The organism is Clostridium paraputrificum AGR2156, assembly GCF_000424025.1.
GTDB lineage: Bacteria > Bacillota > Clostridia > Clostridiales > Clostridiaceae > Clostridium > Clostridium paraputrificum.
Map to the genome: position 1 here is coordinate 198,966 of NZ_AUJC01000001.1, position 20,403 is coordinate 219,368.

The window sequence follows — 20,403 nt, forward strand, 5'->3', positions numbered from 1 at the left end:
AAATTTTACTAAAGAAAAAAAGAAACCACCAAAGGTGATTTCTAAAAACTTATAATTATTATCTATTTGCTATTGGCTAATTCACCAATCTTATTTCCTGCTAATCTATATGTTGTCCATTCTTCCATTCCAATAGAACCAAAGCCTTTATAGAACCTTATTGAAGGTTCATTCCAATTTAAACAAACCCATTCCATTCTTTCACATGAATTTTCTACTGCTATCTTAGCTAGAACCTTAAATATTTCTTTACCATATCCTTTACCTCTATGCTCAGGTAATATAAATATATCTTCTAGATATAATCCTGCTTTTCCTATAAAAGTAGAAAAGTTAAAGAAATATAAAGCAAATCCTATTGGTTGTCCATTTTCTTCAGCAACTAAAACCTTAGCTCTATTATCTTCAAATATACTTTTCCTCAAAACTTCCTCAGTTGCAACAACTTCATTACTCATTTTTTCATACTCAGCAATTCCCTTAATAAACGAAAGAATTAAGGAAGTATCTTCTACTGTAGTTTCTCTCAACTTAAAATCATCATATTTTGTATCTATGTATTTCACAAATATCCCCCTCTTCTGCAAAAATATAACATATAAATTTTACCATAGAAAAAGACTATTGCAAAACTTTAAGTTCCACAATAGTCAAATATAATTTACTTTAATTTTACAACTTCCATATTATCAATTGCTTCATTAACTAGTTTTTCAACATCAAGCTTACTTTCACTCTTTCTCATAGCTTCAACTTGAGGTTTTGTTTTAGGATGCTTTGGGACAAATATTGTACAGCAATCCTCATATGGAAGAATTGAAGTTTCATATGTATCGATGTCTCTAGCTATATCCATAATATCTTCCTTATCCATAGCTATAAGTGGTCTAAATACTGGTCTATCAGCACAATCTGTACTTACGATTAATCCCTCCATAGTTTGGCTTGCAACTTGGCCTATACTTTCTCCAGTAGCTACAGAATCTATTCCTAGTCTATCTGATAACTCACAAGCTATTCTCATCATAAATCTTCTCATTATAATTGTAAGCTCGTCTTCTCTACACTTTTCTATAATTTCCATTTGAACATCTGTAAATGGAACTATATATAAATTAACTTCTTCAGTGTACCTAGCAAGAATTTTAGCAAGAGTTTTAACTTTATCCTTAGCTCTTTCAGAAGTATATGGATGACTGTGATAATAAACGCAGTTTAATGCAACCCCTCTTCTAGCCATTAGATACCCTGCAACTGGTGAATCTATACCTCCTGATAACATAAGCATAGTACTTCCATTTATTCCATAAGGAAGCCCACCTGCACCTTTAATCTTATCCTTATTAGTCCATATATAAGCATATTCTCTAATTTCAATATTTAATGCACATTCAGGATTCTTAACATCAACTGTTATTTGTCCATCCATACGGTGTAATACATAGCCACCAACTTCTCTTGAAGTTTCCATAGAGTTTTGTGGGAACAACTTATTTGCTCTATTTGTTATTATCTTAAAAGTTTTACTTCCACTTTCTCTTACCTTCTTTAAAGCTTCTTCCTTAATCGCTACCATATCCCTATCAACCTTAGTTACTATACAAACCTCAGCAACACCAAAAACTCTTTTAATTCTAACTATAGCTTCATCTATTTCATCAACTTTTATGAAATATCTATTTTGATCTGATATTATTTCAAAATTTAAGCCTTCAAGTTTTATAGCTATATTATCTCTTAGCTTCTTCTCAAATTTATTTCTATTTAATCCTTTTAGAAATATCTCTGAGGCATACTTAACTAATATTAATTTACTCATCTTCTAATCCTCCTTAAGAATACTAATCCCTTTTTTAGGGCATCAATAGTCTTATCTATCTCTTCTTTTGTATTTTCTGGGGAGAAAGAAAATCTTATTGCTCCCTCAACCTCTTTCTTAGTCAGCTTCATAGCTTCCAAAACATGACTTCCTATAACTCCACCCTTAGATTTAGAAGTACAAGCTGAACCTGTAGATACAAAAATATTAGCATCTTCTAATAAATGTAGCAATACTTCTCCTCTAATTCCTCTAAATGAAACATTTAAAATGTATGGAGAAAACTTATCATTCATTGGACTATTTATTCTAATATCATCTATCTCAGAAAATCTTTTTATCATATATTCTTTTAATTCACTAACTTTTTCATAGTTTAGATCCATATTCTTAATAATATCTTTAGCAGCAACTGTTAATCCCATTATTCCATGTATATTCTCAGTTCCAGCTCTTAATCCTCTTTCTTGAGTTCCCCCATGAATATGAGGTACTATACTCATCCCTTTAGCTAAATAGCAGAATCCAACACCCTTAGGTCCATGAATTTTATGTGCACTAACTGTTAATGCATCAATCTTCATTTTCTTAACATCTATAGTAAATTTACCATACCCTTGGACTCCATCTACATGGAACTTTGCTCTATTACTTATAGACTTTATAGTTTCACCTATCTCTTTTAAATTCTGTATGCTTCCAACTTCATTGTTAACAAACATAACTGAAACTAAAACAGTATCTTTAGTAATAGCTTCTCTTAGTTCTTCAATATCAATTTCTCCAAATTCATTAACAGAAAGATATGTAACTCTTACCCCAGATTTTTCAAGAGCTTCAACAGTATTCTTTATTGAACTATGTTCAAAAGGAGTTGTAATTAAATGTGTTCCTGTCTTCACTAATCCTTTAATTATAAAGTTGTTTCCTTCACTTCCTCCTGAAGTAAAATATATTTCATCATTACTGCAATTTATTGTTTTTGCAATTACTTCTCTGCATTCATCTAGTTTTTTTTCTGATTCCATACCTAACTTGTGTGAAGATGATGGATTTGCATAATATTTTTTCATTCCATCACATATTGCCTCAATAACTTCTTCTTTTGGCTTAGTAGTAGCTGCATTATCTAAATAAATTTCCATACTTCTCACCTCTTCTACTAAATTTAGTATTATCTATATTTCTACAAGTAATACCTTAGTATAATATATAACACCTTTTTACATCAAGTTTAAATTTACTTATTGTAATTATTTGGTAGTAGATGTATAATTAATTTTAGAGTACTAACAATGGGGTGTTTTATATGAAAATGTACGAATACAAGGTTGAACATATTTCATTTGATTTAAAAACAACTTTCAATGAAGAAGAAAGAGAAAGGCAAGTTTTAGAAAAACTAAATTCATTAGGTAGAGAAGGTTGGGAGCTTTGCGCTGCTGATAAAGATCACTTCTACTTAAAAAAAGAAATTTAGCCATTACATTTCCTATAAATATATAAATAAAAAAAGAAGATATTTACCTAAATGTAAAAATATCTTCTTTTTTTGTTTATTCCATTGCTATAAATTCTACTTTTTCTACCTTTTCTATATCACTTATTCCATCCATTAATGATGTAATGTCTCCCTCTAAGTTACTTATATCTATAGTTAAGCTTATATATGCATACCCATTAAGAGGTATACCTTGATTAATAGTAAGTATATTTCCTCCTTGACCTGAAATGAAGTTTAATATTCTAGATAGAATTCCCCTACCATCAATTATCATTATATTGAATGTAGCTTTCCTTCCCTGAGGACTTTCAGAAAACTCATAAATATAATCTTTATATTTATAATATACACTTCTACTAATTCCAGCCATCTTGGTAGCTTCTGTTACTTCCTTAACTTTTCCTTCTTTTATAAGCTTCTTAGCATTTAGCACTTTTTCATATACCTCAGGTAAAACCCTCTTATGAATTACAAAATAATTTCCATCCACTATTTATCACCCTCTATTATTATTGCACCATTTTTATCTATAGAAAGTTCATGAATAGCCCAATTTAAGGACTTTACCTCTAAAAACTTCTCCATATGGCTTTTAAACTTATAGTTTTTATCAGAAATCATTGCCATTATAGTTGGACCTGCTCCGCTTAAATATGTTGCTAAAGCACCTAATCTATTTGATTCCTCTTTTACTTCATAAAATCCTTTTATTAACTTACTCCTATAATTTTCATGAAAAGCATCCCGACATGCATACTTTAATAAATCATAATTTCCGTTAGTTAATGCAGTTACCATTAGAGATGCTCTACTCACATTATATACCCCGTCTTTTAAGGATATTTCCTTAGGTAAAACCACTCTAGCATCCTTAGTTGAAAGTCTAAAATCAGGTATTATAGGAATGAACTTAACATGTTCTTGAACCTTCACTATATCATAGTATACCCTACCTCCTTCCATTATAGCAACAACCATTCCACCTAAAACAGCAGGTGCAACATTATCAGGATGTCCTTCTATCTCTACAGCCATTTGTAATATCTCATCTTTAGAAAACTTGTTTCCCATTATTGCATTTGCACCAATAAGACCAGCAACTATACAACTAGAACTACTTCCCAAGCCTCTAGAAATAGGGATATCTTGCTTAATTGTACTTATTTCTAACCCTTTTGGGTTATATTTTCCTTTATTAAAACAAAACATCATAGCTTCATAAACTACATTATTTTCATTACAAAATTCTTCTGCTACTCCATTAAACTTTAAACCACTCTCTGTTTCTTCAAATCCAAATTCATTATATAATTCTACTGCAATTCCTATAGAATCAAATCCTGGTCCCATATTAGCGGATGTTGCAGGCACTCTTACCCTAATCATTCTTATCTCCTCTACTTCAAGAAAGATAATAAGGCATCTAACATTTCATCCTTATCCCAAACTTCATTATGAAGAATTTCTTTCTTATCTAAACCTTTTAGATTTCTAGGTATATCTACATTTGTTGCCTTATTTAATTCCTTTAAAACTCCAAAATCATCTACATTACTTATATCTATGCCTAATGCATTACAAATATTAACTGGAAACTTATAAGGACTAGCAGTCGAGGCTATTAAAGCTTCTCTGTCATCTCCTGTTTCATTCTTATATTTTTCCCAAACAGTCTTCCCTACAGCAGTATGAGTATCCATTAGATAATTTTCTTTTTCATATACATTCTTAATTGTCTTATGAACTTCTTCTTCTGTAGCAAAGTTTCCATAAAATTCTTTTAAGAATTCTCTAACTTTTGAAGATACTTCATATACTCCATTTGCCATAAGTCCGTCCATTAATGCTTTTATTTCTTCTCCATCTCTGCCACTACCTTCATATAGTAATCTTTCTAAATTTGAAGATACCAAAATATCCATTGAAGGAGATTGAGTTAAAATAAGTTCTCTTCTCTTATCATAAATACCAGTTTGGAAAAAGTCTGTTAAAACCTTATTTTCATTAGATGCACATATAAACTTATTTATTGGTAATCCCATTTGCTTTCCGTAGTAAGAAGCTAATATATTGCCAAAATTCCCCGTAGGTACTACTACATTTATTTCCTCATCCTCTTTAATCTTACCTTGTTCTATTAGCTTAAAATATCCATAGAAATAATAAACAATTTGAGGAACTAATCTTCCTATATTTATAGAGTTAGCTGAAGATAAGATATATCCATTCTTTTTTAATTCTTCTTTTAATTTTTCATCTCCAAATATCTTTTTTACCCCAGTCTGTGCATTATCAAAGTTACCATTTATACCAAATACTTTTACATTCTCCCCTTCTTGTGTTGCCATCTGTCTCTCCTGAATAGCACTAACACCGTTTTTAGGATAATAAACAACCACCTTAAATCCATCTACACTACTAAACCCTTCTAAAGCAGCCTTACCAGTATCCCCTGAAGTAGCTGTTAAAATCACTATTTCCTCATTTACTCCTAAAGACTTCTTTGCTCTTTTCATTATTTGTGGAAGAAATAGTAATGCTGCATCCTTAAAAGCACAAGTTGGTCCATGATAAAGTTCAAGATAATTCTTATTTAACTCTGGCTTAAATCTATTATTGTAAGCCTCATCAATAGCTTCCCTCAACTCATTTTCATCTATATCTGTAAAGAATTCTTTTATTATTTTAAAAGCCAATTCTTCATAAGATAAGCCCTTGTTCTTTTTTAGAATTTCATATAAATTAGGAAATGAATCTGGAACGAATAACCCACCATCCTTTGCAATCCCTCTTATAATACCTTCTGCAGATTTTACATCTCTTTCTAGCCCTCTTGTACTTTGAAATTTCATTTAATCACCCCAAATATTTTTTCATTTTTTGTCACACATTCCTTTTATAGTATAATATCATGTAGCTATTTTGAATACAAGTGTATGTAAATGATACACAAGAAGTTTTTTCCTAATATTAACTAACACAATGTATATATAGAAATAACTACTTATAAATACAAAAAAATAAGAATCCTTATGAAAGGATTCTTATTTAGAGAAAAGTATACAAAATAATTTTTTGTATGTTCTAATTTAAAATTAATTTTTGATGTGATTCAAATTTATTCTTTAAATTATTAGATAATATACAATGTCTATGTCCATCTAATATATTATCTAAAGTCTCTTCTTTAACTCTATCAAATAGGTTGAAAATTCTTTTGGCTTTATTGCATTTATTATAAACTTTCCAATAACCACAAACTAAACACTTTTTGTCAGAACAAGTCATAAAATCTTTAACATCCTCTAATGGAAAACCCAAAAAAATTCCTAATTCATGTGGACAATTATATAGTTTATATCTTTCTTGTAAAATCTCTAATGCTTCTTCTACAGAAAATTTATTTGGATACCCTAAAGACCTTAGAAAGTTTTTATTTTCAGGAATATTTATAAATGTTTCCAATAATTCATGCTCATATATTAAAATTACTAAAGATTTTTCCGACTCTCTTAACTTTATAAACTTTATTCCTAAACTCTCTAAATAATCTTCACCATATTCGTGCCACAATTCATAAGTATTTTTATTATTACTCTTAGCTAAATTTAAAGTTATTGAAGGCTTTAATCTAGCACTTATTAAAGAAACATTATAAGAAATAAGCATTTCTATATATTCCTTATCATTTAAATTATTTAATAATTTATAAAAGTTGTTTAGTTTGTTAGTCATTATCTTCCTCCGTAAAAATTACAACTTTGCAATTTGTTTGCCATAATCAATACATTCAGTTTCAGTATCCCCTTCTGGAGCATAATTTATTATTATTGGATCTAAAGAGACAACTGCTCCAAGATCTTGAACTCTTTCTTCCCAGTTTCTCATCCATTGACCATTTCCCCATCCATAAGAACCAAACAGTAAGACTTTTTTACCATTTAAATATGGCTCAATGCTTTCAAAGAATGGTAAGAATTCTGATTCCTCTAATTCTTCTTCTCCCATTGATGGACATCCTAGAACAATTATACTTTCATTCTTAATATCAGGTATTGTATTATGGGAAATGTTAATTAACTCTACTTCTTTTCCAGTATCTTTAATACCCTTTGAAATTAAACGTGCCATAGTTTCTGTATTGCCTGTACCACTCCAAAATAATATTTTCATTTTTCCTCCCCCTATTCTATTGATAATGATTTTCACTCTCTTTAATTGTAATATAGTATTCTTTACATCTTTTGTCAATATAAATTTCCAAAAAAATTTTATATTATTTAAATTATCTAATAATAAAAAGAGACTGCTTAAGCAATCTCTTTTTACAATATTTATTAACTTTCCCTATTAAAGTCCTAATAATACTAATGCTCCTTTTATAGAAAAATTATGTTTTTTCACAAAGTCTTTTACATTTTCCTTTTTTACCTTTAGAACTTCAATCTCCTCATTTTCCTCTAAATTATCCTTAGTTATCTCTCCTTCTACTATCATTTTCACAACAGCAGTAGTCTCATCTGTAATTCCAACAGATGAATAACTTGGTTTTAATATTAGTTCATAACTCTTGCACTTTAATCCTGTTTCCTCAAATAATTCTCTTCTAGCTGCTTCTTCAATTGTTTCACCTGGATCAACAATTCCAGCTGGTAATTCATATAAATAATCATCTATAACCGGTCTATATTGTTTTAAAATTATAACCTCTTCATTCTCAGTTATAGGAAGTATCATAACTCCATCACACTTAGAATGATCTTTTGTAACGCAGATTAATTCTTCCTTTTTACGTCTACTTACCATAAAATAATCTTTAATGTTTCCAACCTTATTAATGAGTTTAAGTTTATACATATTTAAATACTTTGTGTCTTCTAACTGTTCTATACCCTCTAATTTCATAACTAAAACACCTCTTCATTCATACACAACTTTTTAAATCTACACTTTTTACACTTGTTTAAAGAGTCACATTTTCTAAAGTACTCTTTATCCCTTGGTTGATTTAACTCTTTGTCTATTAAAAATGCATCTATAACATTTAAATCTAAACCTATTCTATGATTAATATTCATTAAATCATCTTCATTAAATTTATAATCTGCACTTTCTCCTAGTAATAAGTATTCTACTCTTCCTTTAATTTTATCTAAGGAAACATTATACTTTTTCATTACATATAGCACATAAACTAAAAGTTGCTCTCTATCATGCTCTCCTATTTTTCCTGTCTTCCAATCCGTTATAACATAATACCCATCTTCATTAATATAAAGCATATCTATTAAAGCAAATACTTTTACACCATGTACAAATATATAATCAAAGTTACCTTCATCTACCTCTAATACTATAGACTTTTCCTTTAAAATATCTTTATAACTTTTTGAATTAAAAAATCCGTCTATACATAATTCTATTCTTCTTTTTACCTCTTTAACACTTTCCTCATCAAGTTTCTCACCATAATAATACTCTTGAAGCATTTCTCCTCTAGGATAGTCATCCCATAATCCATCCTTATACTTTTCTATACTTTCCTTTACTCCATGGTTTAAAACTTTCCTCATATACTCCTTTAAGTAATTAGGAGTTATATTTAAATTATGTTTATTTTTAATTGTTTTCTTTATAACATCATGAAGTTTATCTCCAAACATTAACCATATATTCGTTAACTTCTTTAATCTCCAAGCAACTTTTTGTTCATCTGTAACATTATCTATCCACCCATTATGAGAGCCATAATATGTATAATAATACTCCCTATAGCAATTCTCCATTACTTTCATCTTAGATATACTCCACGACTTTTCTGGATAGGTCTTTATTGTGTATCCACTTCCCAAAAGCTTATCATCCTCTCTACTTCATAAAGCTTTCTATTATACTTTGATCATTAATAAATAAACAAATCACAGTACCTATAAGAATTATTCCTACTATTATAGCTAATATTTTTGATATTGGATTTCCATAGTTTAAGTCATATCCTATTCCAACTCTCTTTTGTATCATAATAGCTGGATCTTGCTTATTATAATAAAACAGTCCTATCTTATAGAATCTATCATCATCTCGATAAATTATTTCTCCCTCATCTTTAACCTTTATATTTTTCCCACCTTGACCAATGTATATTAATATAACTACTCCTATAATGCCTATTAATGTTGTTATCGTTCCAAATACACCTACAATTAATTTCATTTCTAATCCTTTTAATATGGCAATTTGCATAGCAAAAAACATTATTATTGTATCAAGTCCCATTACATATAAGAATACAGCTGCATATCTTCTAAACTTATTTTGCTGTTCCAATGTTCCCTTAGCAGTTCCACTATTTATTATTTTCTTGGAGCTTATTGTATACCTATGAAGGAATATAAACATTATTGTCATTCCTATTTGAGTTAACGGAAGAGACAATACCCCTAAGTACCCCTTTAATGTACCTTTAACAGCAAAACTATCTGCCATGCCTTTTCCATTGAAATGTGTTGGAAAAGTATGTGGTAAATCCTTATAAAATACTACTGTAAAAAGTAAAGTCATTAAAATAATTATTCCATATCCCCAATAATACTTTACTGATAAGGGTTCATTAGTTTTTATGTCTTTCTTTTTTATATTCATATCAACTACTAATATATTATTGCCACAAGAATTAAAATCAAATTTTCTTTTTAATCCCTTCATTTCTTTCCATGAGAAATAATAAATAGTATAATTAGTTACCAAAAATATTATAACCCCTAAAGATAACAAAAAGGCCTTATCATATATATAAATTATAGAAAATAAAATAGAGCATAAAATAGTCATTGTAACTAAATATCTTTTTCTATATCTTTTCTTAATATAATTTATTGCCTCTAAATTCTTATATTCTTCTGGAACTCTAATTCCATATATTATTCCGTTATTAGAAAACTTCTCAACAAAAAGACCTTGGAAAAATAACATACCTACTACTAAAACTAAAGTTAAATATCCTATAAATAAATCCATCAATGTCACCCCCTAAGAATTAAACTTCTTAAATAATTCTTCTATGTTTTTCTTCGCTTCTTCTTCACTTATTCCTCTATTTATACATTGAGCTACCATCAGCTCCATATCCTTTTCCATATTTCTTATAAACTTTCTATTACTATCATCTAAAGAAAAGGAAATTACTGCACCTTTTCTTCTATCCATCCTTACATATCCATCTTCCTTTAAAAGTGCATAGCTTTTATTTACTGTATGCATATTAACCCCAATTTCTTCTGCTAAAGCTCTAACTGAAGGAAGTTCATCTCCCTCTACTATTTCTCCTTTAGCTATTCCCTTAATTACTTCATTTCTTATTTGAAGATAAATAGGTTCTTCTGACTCTAAATCGATTCTTAGAAACATTTTTTCACCACCCTAACTTCTGTTATATTCATTGTATAACAGCTCTTAATTCAATTCAATAATGATAATGTCTTTTATTATATTCACTTTAAATAAAATCCTACTTTTTCATTTTTTGTTAATAAATTAACAAAAGTGTATTGCAAAATTTATATATCGTGATAAAATTAAAATCGTCGGTATTCTTTTTTAAGAAACTGAACATTAAATCTATACTTACTATTTGCCGAATTATATCCAAAAGGAATAAGAACGGGGGAATTAAAATGGAAAGATCGTATGTAAATAAAAAATTTGGAACTAGACAATTAGTGGTAATTGGTATGCTTTCGGGAATATCAATGTTTATGGGACTTACAGGTTTTGGTATGATTCCAACACCTTGGATGAAAATTACTATTCAACATTTACCTGTAATAATTGGTGGAATTGTTGAAGGACCTATTATTGGTGGAATTGTTGGTTTAATATTTGGTCTATTTTCTATGTATCTAAATATGAGTCAACCAGTACTTTTATCACCAATATTTATGAATCCAATAATAGCAATAATTCCAAGAGTTTTAATTGGTATTGTATCTTATTATGTTTTCAAGATAATGAAAGAAAAGTTTAATAAAGAAAAGTTAGGTCTAATTCTAGCAGCTATAGCTGGTACAATTACTAATACAGCTGGTGTTTTAGGATTAACATATATACTTGCTATGGAACAGTTTGCAACTTTAAAAGAAATTAGTTCAGCAGCTGTTGCAGGTGCACTAGGAACTATTGCAGTATCTAACGGAATTCCTGAATGTATAGTAGCCGTTATGATTGTAGTACCTGTATGTTTAGCTTTATTTAAATTAAATAAAAGAAGATAATTTTATAATGGTTATAACAAGTAGTATAGATTTTATTAATTAACTTATAATTGTTTGAAATATTATATAAAGTAAAAAGTTTGTGGATACTTCTCCACAAACTTTTTTAATATCTAGAAAAATATAACCATTTTTAAGTGATAAAGCCCTATGAACACAGAACCTTGAGTTCTAAAAATATGCATTATATATATATTATATCCAACTTTTGTACAAGTATAGTTTGTACTTTTTTCCTTCTTTGCCTCTCACTTCATAGTTTATATAAAACTACTTTACACACAATAATAGTGCAAAGCAAATAAAGCTTAGCAAAAAATATTGTACCGTTAAAGGAGGAATTTGTATGTCAAACAATAATAACAGAGCTTTAGTTCCAGAAGCAAAACAAGGATTAAACAATTTCAAGAATGAAGTTGCAGGTGCAATGGGAGTTCCATTCACAGATTACAACGGAAACTTAACTTCAAAGCAATGCGGTAGCGTTGGTGGAGAAATGGTTAAGAGAATGGTTCAACAATACGAACAAGGGTTAAAATAATTAACCAAAAATAAAACTTAAAAAGGATTACGGATTATCCGTAATCCTTTTTAACGTCTAAAAATTATTAGAATATAGTGCCACCACAAAATACTAAAAGCAATCTTGGAAACTGTGGTATGGCTGAAAAATAAATTTCTTCTCTAAAACGTGGCGAAATTACTTTATTTATACTGTCCACTTTTGTTCAACTTCAGTTAATAGATGCTCTATTGCATAATCTCTAATATTCATTTTTATCTCTTTTTCTAAAAGCTTTGAAATCAGCTCATCCTTTTCATCTTGGAACATTGCACTCTCTCTAATCTTTTCTATAAACTCATCTAAATTATAAATATATGCTTCTCCTTCGTATACACCAGCTATTAAACCCGAATCTTCCATGTCCCTTTCTTGTGTCATATCAAAGTAAGAATACTTTCCAAAATGAGATATGGATAAAAGTCTTTCTAAATAAAGTGTAGTTATATACCCACGTGCATTTGAAAGTTCTACAAAACCAGTAACATCTCCTGTCTGAGAAACCACTATATAATTATTAAAAGGCGTAATGTAATCCATAATAAAAAACCTCCTTGTAACAAGTAAGGTACAAGGTACGAGGTACAAGGTAAAATACATAATGCTAAGTACAAACCAAAACTTAGTTTAATACCTTTTAATCTTATAATTTTTTACCTAGTACCTTCTTACCTACTACCTATTCTTATTTTCTGCCTAAAGGAGGTTTTGTATACAAGCTATTTTTCCCTTGTATAAAGTGTCAATTCATTGTTTTGTCCATCTACAACTACAGTTGAACCATAATGAACATCACCTTTAATAATTCTTCTAGCCAAGTTATTTTCAAGGGTATTTTGGATATATCTCTTAAGTGGTCTTGCACCATATACTGGATCATATCCTTCTTTTGCTAAAATACTCTTAGCTTCATCTGTTACTTCTAGTTTTATATTCTTATCAACAAGTCTTGCTCTTACTTCATCTAAGAATATATCAATTATCTTCTTAATTCCTTCTTCTGATAAAGGCTTAAACATAATAATATCATCAACTCTGTTTAAGAATTCTGGTTTAAACTTATTTCTTAAAGAAGCCATAACTTTATCTTTACTTTCATCAGTTATTTCATCACCTTGGTTATCTAATAAATATTGAGAACCAATATTTGAAGTCATTATTATAATTGTATTTTTAAAATCTACAGTTTTACCTTTATTATCCGTTAATCTACCATCATCTAAAATTTGAAGGAACATATTAAATACATCTTCATGTGCCTTTTCAATTTCATCAAATAATAGTACACTATATGGTTTTCTTCTAACAGCTTCTGTTAGCTGACCACCTTGTTCATATCCAACATATCCTGGAGGCGCTCCAACTAATCTAGATACAGCATGCTTCTCCATATATTCAGACATATCAATTCTTATCATAGCATCTTCGCTATCAAACATAGTTCTAGCTAAAGTTTTAGCTAATTCTGTTTTACCTACGCCTGTTGGTCCTAAGAAAATAAATGAACCAATTGGCTTATTTACATCTTTAAGCCCTGCTCTTGCTCTTAATATAGCGTTAGATACTGCTTCAACTGCTGCATCTTGACCTATAACTCTTTTTTGTAATTCAGAGTCTAATCTTAATAACTTCTCTCTTTCTCCTTCAAGAAGATTACTTACGGGAATTCCAGTCCACTTTGAAAGTACCTCTGAAATTTCTTCTTCAGTAACTTCTTCTTTTAATAATGCACCTTCATAGTTTTCCTTAACCTCAGCTTCTTTTGTTTTTATTTCTTCCTCTATCTTAGGAATTACTGAGTATCTAATTTCTGCAACCTTATTATAATCATATTCTCTTTCATATCTTTCAAGGTCACCACGTGCTTCATCAAGCTTAGTTTTTAAATCTTTTAAAGATGTTATATGCTCTTTTTCTTTCTCATATTTAGCTGTCATTTCATCATTCTTTTCTTTTAATTCAGCTAACTCCTTAGTTAAAGCTTCTAATCTCTTTTTAGAACCTTCATCCTTTTCTTTTTCTAGAGCTTCCTTTTCAATTTCTAATTGGAATACTTTTCTTCGTATAACATCTAATTCAGTTGGCAAAGAGTCAATTTCTGACCTTATCATAGAACCTGCTTCATCAATTAAATCTATAGCTTTATCTGGTAAATATCTATCTTGAATATATCTATTAGATAATTTCGCAGCTGCAACTATAGCAGAGTCATGAATTCTGATTCCATGGTGAATTTCAAATTTTTCTTTTAATCCTCTTAATATTGAAATTGTATCATCTACTGATGGTTCATCTACAATGACAGGTTGGAATCTTCTTTCAAGAGCCTTATCTTTTTCGATGTATTGTCTATATTCATCAAAAGTGGTTGCACCAATACAGTGAAGTTCACCTCTTGCAAGTAAAGGCTTAATTAGATTGCCAGCATCCATTGCTCCATCTGTTTTACCAGCACCAACTATTGTATGAATTTCATCTATAAATAAAATTATTCTACCTTCACTATTTTGTACTTCCTTTAAAACAGCCTTTAATCTTTCTTCAAATTCTCCTCTATATTTTGCACCAGCAATTAAAGAACCCATATCTAATGAGAAAATTATCTTATCCTTTAATCCTTCTGGCACATCTCCTCTTACTATTCTTTCAGCTAATCCTTCTACAATAGCAGTTTTACCTACACCAGGTTCACCAATTAACACTGGATTATTCTTAGTCCTTCTAGAAAGAATTCTAACTGCCCTTCTAATTTCTTCATCTCTTCCTATTACAGGATCTAATTTATGCTTTTTAGCTAACTCAACTAAATTTGTACCATACTTTGCTAAAGCATCATAAGTTCCTTCTGGGTCATTTGTCTCTACTCTTTGACTTCCTCTAACTTCACTTAAAACTTTCATAAAGTTCTTTTCAGTAATGCTATAAGATTTTAAAATATCTCCTACAGCTCCTGACTTTTCTTTATCTAGAATAGCTAACATCAAATGTTCAACACTTATATAAGAATCTTCAAACTTTTTAGCAAGTTCTTCTGCTTTTATTAAAACTTCCTCAACTTTTCTAGTTATATATACTCCTGAACTATTAGCACCTTCACCTAAAACTTTAGGCATATTATCTAAAGTTCTGTTTAACGTACTCTTTAAACCTCTTACATCAACATTCATCTTTGTTAGAATATTAGGAATTAATCCATCCTCTTGTTCTACAAGAGCAGCAAAAAGATGTATTACTTCTATTTGTTGATGATTATACTTAACAGCAATTAAATTAGCATCATTTAATGCTTGTTGAACTCTTATTGTCATTTTATCAACATTCATAAATCTTTCCTCCTTTAATCTCCTTTTAATATTCTTTTCTATATTTTTATAATAATACAAAAGTCAAAGAAAGTCAAAGTTATATTTTATTTTTTTGTTCTTTTTGATATAATTTTATTAATTACAATTTTTATGAGGTGAAGCTTATGAGGAAAGAGTATGTTACATATAACTCGGACCTACCAATACAAATTACTTATGCTACTATCAAAGAATATCCTCTACATTGGCATAATGCCATTGAAATAGTCTATGTGTTAAAAGGAAAAATAAATATATCTATAGATACAGATAACTTTGAACTTTATGAAAATGAACTAGAAATAATAAATGTTGATGAATCTCATAGACTTTATTCTAATGAGGATAATAAAATCCTACTATTTCATATAGACCAAAGCTTTTTTGAAAAGTACTATAAAGATATTAAAAATATTTATTTTTATACAAATACATCAGATTTAGGAGCTCAAGAAGGTGAAGAATACATTATATTTAGAACATTACTTGCAAAACTACTTTGTGAGTCAGTTCAAAAGGTTGAAAATTATGATGAAGAGATAGAATCTATTTTAATAGACTTACTCTTCCACCTAATAAATAATTTTCATTACTTAATCTATGACCAAGAAGAGCTAAAAGATAACAAAGAGCAACTTGAAAGATATCATAGAATTTCAAAATATATTTTTAATAACTACAATAATAATATTACTCTTCAAGCTATTGCTAAAAAAGAGTTTTTAAGCCCCCACTATCTTTCACATGAAATAAAAAATGTAACTGGATATAGCTTTACTGACCTTATAAACCTAACTAGAGTTGAAGAATCAGTTAAGCTACTTTTAGATACAGATATGAGTATATATGAAATTTCTGAAGAGGTTGGATTTTCACATACTAGGTACTTTAATAAGCACTTTAAAAGCTATTATAACTGTACCCCTCTTCAATTTAGAAGAAAAAATAAGTTTGATGAAGCTACTTTAGAAAAAATGAAGGACATTACCCTTCTTCCACTTGAAGATTCTATTGATATTTTATCTACTTATTTAGAAAACTATGAAAGATTTAATTACGAAAATAAACTTTGGACTATTGATGTAGACATAAATAACAACATCGAAAAATATAGTGATAAATTTAGAGAAATTATTAGTCTTGGAGATATTTTTGATTTAATGATTGAAGATAATAAGGATATTCTTGAATCTCTTCAAAATGAAATTCATTTTGAATACGGAAGGATAGAATATTTTTTCCATAATAATATGGGAATATTTAAGAGTAGTGACTTTATAAATTGGAACAGAGTTAAAACTGTATTAGAGTTTATGGCATCAATTGAACTGAAACCTCTTATAGTTATCGATAATTATGATTTTGAAATAGAAGACTATATTCACACTATAGAAAGCTTCCATTCTTATTTCTCAGAAATAGAATACTATTATTTATCTGATGTAAAATTTCAATTAAACTCAACTCTTTCTCTAGAGATAAAAGAGGAACTAAGAAAATATTTTAATAATAGTAAATTTAGTTTACTAGAAGAAGAGTTTGTTCCATTTAAAGAATTAAATCCTATTTATGATACAGCATATATGCTACCTTATATAATTCATAGTAGTATATTTACCCATAAAGATTTAAGTTTTCTTAGGGCTTTTGATGTTATTGAAAAAGAAATTTACTTAAATAATGAAGTTTTTATAGGAGCATCTGGGATAATTAATGATATGGATATACGTAAACCTTCCTACTATGCATATTATCTACTAAGCAAATTAAGTGGAAATGTTGTAGCAAAGGATGATGGATATATAGTAACCAAAGATAGAGATACATATAGTATTCTTTTATATACCTATAATGAAAACATAGATGACTTATTTAAAAACAGTTCAAAATTAAAGTCTGCTGAAAGAAAAATTTCTTTAAACTTATTTAATGTACCTAGCGACTCTAGAATAACCTTCTATGAAATAAATCAAAAGGTGGGTTCTTCATATGACTACTGGGTATCTATGGGTAAACCTGAGCGACTAAACAAAGAAGAAATGGAGATACTTTCAAAAGCATCTTTTCCAAAAATTGAATTTAAGTATGCTAAAAAGAGTCCTGTTTTAAATATAATAACTAAACTAAAAGGATATGGAGCAACACTTATATTAATTAAACCAACAAAAAAATAATGAAAGTTAATTAAGATAATAAGAATAATAAAGATAAGAATAAAACTTGTACAAAAAGTTTTTTATCTCTTTTAACTAATAAAAGGGCATTCTTTCCGAATGCCCCCTTTTTAATTTATATACTTTTTTCCTTGCTCATTGCTAATGTAAAATATTTAATTGCATCTCTAACTTCGCCTAATTTATAGTACATATTAGCCATTTCTAAATATCTATCATGTCTTTCTTTTTTAGTACCAAACTTAAACAATGAATCTAATGCCAAATTCATATATCTTTCTGATTCTCTATATCTATTTTCTTTTTGTAAAACTTTTCCCTTTAAAGAATAAGCCTTTTCAATCAACCTAATATTGTCAGTCTCTATTGCTAAGTCTAAAGACTCATCTGACAAATCATATGCTTTTTCATACTCCTTATTACTAAGAAAAACATTTATGCATTCACTTAAAAACTCAACATACTTTTCTTTGCTGTGTTTAGGAAATAGCTTAATTCCCTCTTCAATTTCTGATATAGCTTTTTTTCTATTACCTGCAGTAAAATATGCTTCACCATAATCACCTTTTGAAGTTGCAACTAATATAGGATTATCCTTTTGACATTGAAAAGCTTTTTCTATGTACCCCTCTGCTTCACTATGACCTAACTTTATGCAGATTAAAGCATAGGCATGATATATTTTCCCTTTATTTATATCGTCTTTTATACTATCAATATATTTTATTGCTTCACATAGGAATTTGTAAGCTTTTTCATAATTATTTAGCTTCCAATAACAAATCCCTTCATTGTAGGCAATAAAAGCATATGTATTTTTTTCTTTAATTCCATTTTCAGAAATAATTTCTCTAAGCCTACCATAATAAGTTATCGCCTCAGTATACTCTCTATTTTGGAATAGATATTGTGCCATATCTCTAAAATAAGTTACTGTATTGCTTTCTGTATTAGTTCTTTGATATAGATCATAATATTGTGAAATTATCAGCTGAATTTTCTCCCATTTATTTTCCTCTAAATAATAGGAGAAAACTATATGTATTAATTCAAAGGCTAAGTCATAATATGCATATTCAATTGCATACTCTAGGTTATGCCTTATATTGTCCTCAAATATCAAATCTTTTTTCGTAGACTTCTTTATTGAATTAAGATTGTTTAATATTTGTTCGTATACATCTTGAATTAAATAATCATAATCTACCCCAATTTTATCAGCCACATACTTTATAATTTCACTATCTGCTTTCACCTTACCATTTTCAATACAGCTCATTTTAGAAATAGAAATTTTATCCCCACAAAGTTCCTTTAGCGTTATTCCCTTATAAATCCTTGATCTTTTAATTTTTTCCCCAGTAGATAATATCTCCATCTTAATCACCCATTTAATATTAGTTTTGTAATATACCTAATTCTTTAAATATGCTAACCCCTTCATCAAGATATTTAGCTGCTTGAGTATCATTCTTATGATCTATATAGAATTTCCCAACCATTATTGCTAACTCTCCTGCTTTTCTTAATTTATCTGTATTTTTAGAAAGCTTGTACGTATTAACTAAAACATCTTCAGCTTCGCTAAGTTCATCTTTTATTGTATAAACTCTGTATTTTATTAAGTTGCATTCGATGCGTCCATCTATATCATCATCTTTTAATATGTGATATATTTCTTCTAATTGCTTTTCACATTTATCTATTTCTTTTATCTTAAGATAATTTTTACATATGTTAATTAATGTCTCTATTAAGCTGTCATCATTATTTCTAGTTCTAATTTCTCTAGCCATTTCATAGTGCTTGAAAGATTCTTCAATATTTTCAAAGTTATAAAATAATTTTCCTAGGTTATTTTCTATATCAGAAACACTTTTAAGATCATTTATTTCATGATATACCTCTAATGTTTTTGTGGAATACTTTATAGCATTGTTTAAATCACCTCTTCTATTATATTCTTCTGATAAAAGTAGAAGTGTTTTTGCGTACTCTTTTTTATTGTGAATTTGATCAAACTTTTCTTTTGCTAAAAAAGCATAATCCATTGCTTTTTGTAAGTCTTCAATAATATAGTAAGTTTTTGACATATTGTAATATACTTCTCCCAATAAGAAATCATTACCTATATTATTATCTAAATATACCTTTTCTGCTTGCTTTAAATAACTATTAGCAGAATGATATGCATTTAACTCTAAAGTAATTTTTCCTAACTTTAAAAATGTTTTAACTATCTCTTCATATTCATTGTTTTTTATAAAAATTACATTAGATGATAAAAAGAACTGCTGTGCAACTGCAAGCTCACCCTTTGAAATATGAATTTCTGCTCTTAAGAATAATATTCTAGCTTTTCTGTATTCTAAATTATACCTTTCTGCATAATACAGAGCATTCTCAATATATTTTTCCCCTGTAACATAATCTCCACTTAAAATATACGACTCTGCAACTTGCTCATAATATGTACATATTTTTTCAGCTTGACTCTCTTCCGACTCCATCAAATACTCCACTGTAGTATTCAAGCTATTAGCTAAATACTCTAATAAGTCCATAGAAGGATTAGAACGACCAGACTCTACAAGACTTATTTGCCCCGGAGTAATTCTATCTTTTGCTAAATCTTTTAAAGTCATATTCAATTCTTTTCTTCTTCTTTTAATTTTTTCCCCTAACGATAGAATTTCCATATTGCACTCTTCCTTTTTAATAGTATTGATA

General features: G+C 28.7%; 20 protein-coding genes. 4 read left to right on the forward strand and 16 right to left on the reverse strand.

Annotation, left to right across the window (positions count from 1 at the left end):
- Positions 1–62: 62 nt before the first annotated feature.
- The 3 genes from G594_RS0100920 to G594_RS0100930 all read right to left on the reverse strand — a co-directional run bounded on the left by G594_RS0100920 (position 63) and on the right by G594_RS0100930 (position 2,964).
- Complete coding sequence (locus G594_RS0100920; RefSeq protein ID WP_027096833.1) at positions 63–566, reverse strand: GNAT family N-acetyltransferase; 504 nt, start codon at positions 564–566, stop codon at positions 63–65.
- Positions 567–661: 95 nt separating this feature from the next.
- Complete coding sequence (gene thiI / locus G594_RS0100925) at positions 662–1,819, reverse strand: tRNA uracil 4-sulfurtransferase ThiI (RefSeq protein WP_027096834.1); 1,158 nt, start codon at positions 1,817–1,819, stop codon at positions 662–664.
- Positions 1,816–2,964 (reverse strand): cysteine desulfurase family protein, encoded by a 1,149-nt coding sequence (locus G594_RS0100930; protein WP_027096835.1) that lies wholly within the window; start codon positions 2,962–2,964, stop codon positions 1,816–1,818. The genes thiI and G594_RS0100930 overlap by 4 nt, the downstream gene beginning before the upstream one ends.
- A gap of 164 nt (positions 2,965–3,128) precedes the next feature.
- On the opposite strand from G594_RS0100930, the gene G594_RS20010 reads away from it, so the two are divergent.
- Positions 3,129–3,299 carry a DUF4177 domain-containing protein gene (locus tag G594_RS20010; RefSeq protein WP_120362401.1) on the forward strand — a complete coding sequence of 57 codons (171 nt, stop codon included), beginning with the start codon at positions 3,129–3,131 and terminating at the stop codon, positions 3,297–3,299.
- A gap of 76 nt (positions 3,300–3,375) precedes the next feature.
- On the opposite strand, the gene G594_RS0100940 is transcribed toward G594_RS20010, so the two are convergent.
- The 9 genes from G594_RS0100940 to G594_RS0100980 form a co-directional block, all read right to left on the reverse strand.
- Positions 3,376–3,813, reverse strand: a complete 438-nt coding sequence (locus G594_RS0100940) for an ACT domain-containing protein (protein WP_027096836.1) — start codon at positions 3,811–3,813, stop codon at positions 3,376–3,378.
- Entirely contained in the window at positions 3,813–4,709 is an 897-nt protein-coding gene (gene thrB / locus G594_RS0100945) for a homoserine kinase (protein ID WP_027096837.1), read from the reverse strand. Before thrB ends, G594_RS0100940 begins: the two co-directional genes overlap by 1 nt.
- An 11-nt stretch (positions 4,710–4,720) precedes the next feature.
- Entirely contained in the window at positions 4,721–6,175 is a 1,455-nt protein-coding gene (thrC, locus tag G594_RS0100950; protein WP_027096838.1) for a threonine synthase, read from the reverse strand.
- A gap of 232 nt (positions 6,176–6,407) precedes the next feature.
- Positions 6,408–7,058, reverse strand: a complete 651-nt coding sequence (locus G594_RS0100955; RefSeq protein ID WP_034865797.1) for a DUF3793 family protein — start codon at positions 7,056–7,058, stop codon at positions 6,408–6,410.
- 18 nt (positions 7,059–7,076) lie between these two features.
- On the reverse strand, positions 7,077–7,496 hold the full coding sequence (locus G594_RS0100960; protein ID WP_027096840.1) for a flavodoxin: 420 nt from the start codon (positions 7,494–7,496) through the stop codon (positions 7,077–7,079).
- A 177-nt stretch (positions 7,497–7,673) separates the two neighbouring features.
- Positions 7,674–8,228 carry an NUDIX hydrolase gene (locus tag G594_RS0100965; protein WP_027096841.1) on the reverse strand — a complete coding sequence of 185 codons (555 nt, stop codon included), beginning with the start codon at positions 8,226–8,228 and terminating at the stop codon, positions 7,674–7,676.
- Positions 8,229–8,230: 2 nt separating this feature from the next.
- The gene (locus G594_RS0100970) at positions 8,231–9,175 is read right to left on the reverse strand and encodes a PD-(D/E)XK nuclease family protein (protein WP_027096842.1); all 945 of its coding nucleotides are present in this window, start codon (positions 9,173–9,175) and stop codon (positions 8,231–8,233) included.
- A gap of 16 nt (positions 9,176–9,191) precedes the next feature.
- Positions 9,192–10,340, reverse strand: a complete 1,149-nt coding sequence (locus G594_RS0100975) for a DUF1648 domain-containing protein (protein ID WP_027096843.1) — start codon at positions 10,338–10,340, stop codon at positions 9,192–9,194.
- 12 nt (positions 10,341–10,352) lie between these two features.
- A complete protein-coding gene (locus G594_RS0100980; protein WP_027096844.1) occupies positions 10,353–10,730 on the reverse strand; it encodes a GntR family transcriptional regulator in 378 nt (125 codons plus the stop codon).
- Between the two features lie 266 nt (positions 10,731–10,996).
- On the opposite strand from G594_RS0100980, the gene G594_RS0100985 reads away from it, so the two are divergent.
- Both G594_RS0100985 and G594_RS0100990 read left to right on the forward strand, forming a co-directional pair.
- Entirely contained in the window at positions 10,997–11,593 is a 597-nt protein-coding gene (locus G594_RS0100985; RefSeq protein WP_027096845.1) for an ECF transporter S component, read from the forward strand.
- A 346-nt stretch (positions 11,594–11,939) separates the two neighbouring features.
- A complete protein-coding gene (locus G594_RS0100990) occupies positions 11,940–12,134 on the forward strand; it encodes an alpha/beta-type small acid-soluble spore protein (RefSeq protein ID WP_027096846.1) in 195 nt (64 codons plus the stop codon).
- Between the two features lie 168 nt (positions 12,135–12,302).
- Here G594_RS0100990 and G594_RS0100995 read toward each other — a convergent pair whose 3' ends face one another.
- Positions 12,303–12,695 (reverse strand): hypothetical protein, encoded by a 393-nt coding sequence (locus G594_RS0100995; protein WP_034865798.1) that lies wholly within the window; start codon positions 12,693–12,695, stop codon positions 12,303–12,305.
- A 179-nt stretch (positions 12,696–12,874) separates the two neighbouring features.
- A complete protein-coding gene (clpB, locus tag G594_RS0101000) occupies positions 12,875–15,478 on the reverse strand; it encodes an ATP-dependent chaperone ClpB (RefSeq protein ID WP_027096848.1) in 2,604 nt (867 codons plus the stop codon).
- A gap of 146 nt (positions 15,479–15,624) precedes the next feature.
- Here clpB and G594_RS0101005 point away from each other — a divergent pair, with 146 nt between their 5' ends.
- Positions 15,625–17,673, forward strand: a complete 2,049-nt coding sequence (locus G594_RS0101005) for a helix-turn-helix domain-containing protein (protein ID WP_027096849.1) — start codon at positions 15,625–15,627, stop codon at positions 17,671–17,673.
- Between the two features lie 115 nt (positions 17,674–17,788).
- On the opposite strand, the gene G594_RS0101010 is transcribed toward G594_RS0101005, so the two are convergent.
- Positions 17,789–19,051: a helix-turn-helix transcriptional regulator gene (locus G594_RS0101010; protein ID WP_027096850.1), complete on the reverse strand. Its 1,263-nt coding sequence runs from the start codon at positions 19,049–19,051 to the stop codon at positions 17,789–17,791.
- Positions 19,052–19,070: 19 nt separating this feature from the next.
- Positions 19,071–20,372, reverse strand: coding sequence for a helix-turn-helix domain-containing protein (locus G594_RS0101015; protein ID WP_027096851.1), 1,302 nt, complete (start codon positions 20,370–20,372; stop codon positions 19,071–19,073).
- Between the last annotated feature and the right edge of the window lie 31 nt (positions 20,373–20,403).

Excerpts from the sequence above, each read along its gene's own strand:
- thiI (WP_027096834.1), bottom strand. The coding sequence starts at position 1,819 with ATGAGTAAATTAATATTAGTTAAGTATGCCTCAGAGATATTTCTAAAA.
- G594_RS0100930 (WP_027096835.1), bottom strand. The coding sequence starts at position 2,964 with ATGGAAATTTATTTAGATAATGCAGCTACTACTAAGCCAAAAGAAGAA.
- G594_RS20010 (WP_120362401.1), top strand. The coding sequence starts at position 3,129 with ATGAAAATGTACGAATACAAGGTTGAACATATTTCATTTGATTTAAAA.
- thrB (WP_027096837.1), bottom strand. The coding sequence starts at position 4,709 with ATGATTAGGGTAAGAGTGCCTGCAACATCCGCTAATATGGGACCAGGA.
- thrC (WP_027096838.1), bottom strand. The coding sequence starts at position 6,175 with ATGAAATTTCAAAGTACAAGAGGGCTAGAAAGAGATGTAAAATCTGCA.
- G594_RS0100955 (WP_034865797.1), bottom strand. The coding sequence starts at position 7,058 with ATGACTAACAAACTAAACAACTTTTATAAATTATTAAATAATTTAAAT.
- G594_RS0100960 (WP_027096840.1), bottom strand. The coding sequence starts at position 7,496 with ATGAAAATATTATTTTGGAGTGGTACAGGCAATACAGAAACTATGGCA.
- G594_RS0100965 (WP_027096841.1), bottom strand. The coding sequence starts at position 8,228 with ATGAAATTAGAGGGTATAGAACAGTTAGAAGACACAAAGTATTTAAAT.
- G594_RS0100975 (WP_027096843.1), bottom strand. The coding sequence starts at position 10,340 with ATGGATTTATTTATAGGATATTTAACTTTAGTTTTAGTAGTAGGTATG.
- G594_RS0100980 (WP_027096844.1), bottom strand. The coding sequence starts at position 10,730 with ATGTTTCTAAGAATCGATTTAGAGTCAGAAGAACCTATTTATCTTCAA.
- G594_RS0100985 (WP_027096845.1), top strand. The coding sequence starts at position 10,997 with ATGGAAAGATCGTATGTAAATAAAAAATTTGGAACTAGACAATTAGTG.
- G594_RS0100990 (WP_027096846.1), top strand. The coding sequence starts at position 11,940 with ATGTCAAACAATAATAACAGAGCTTTAGTTCCAGAAGCAAAACAAGGA.
- G594_RS0100995 (WP_034865798.1), bottom strand. The coding sequence starts at position 12,695 with ATGGATTACATTACGCCTTTTAATAATTATATAGTGGTTTCTCAGACA.
- clpB (WP_027096848.1), bottom strand. The coding sequence starts at position 15,478 with ATGAATGTTGATAAAATGACAATAAGAGTTCAACAAGCATTAAATGAT.
- G594_RS0101005 (WP_027096849.1), top strand. The coding sequence starts at position 15,625 with ATGAGGAAAGAGTATGTTACATATAACTCGGACCTACCAATACAAATT.
- G594_RS0101010 (WP_027096850.1), bottom strand. The coding sequence starts at position 19,051 with ATGGAGATATTATCTACTGGGGAAAAAATTAAAAGATCAAGGATTTAT.
- G594_RS0101015 (WP_027096851.1), bottom strand. The coding sequence starts at position 20,372 with ATGGAAATTCTATCGTTAGGGGAAAAAATTAAAAGAAGAAGAAAAGAA.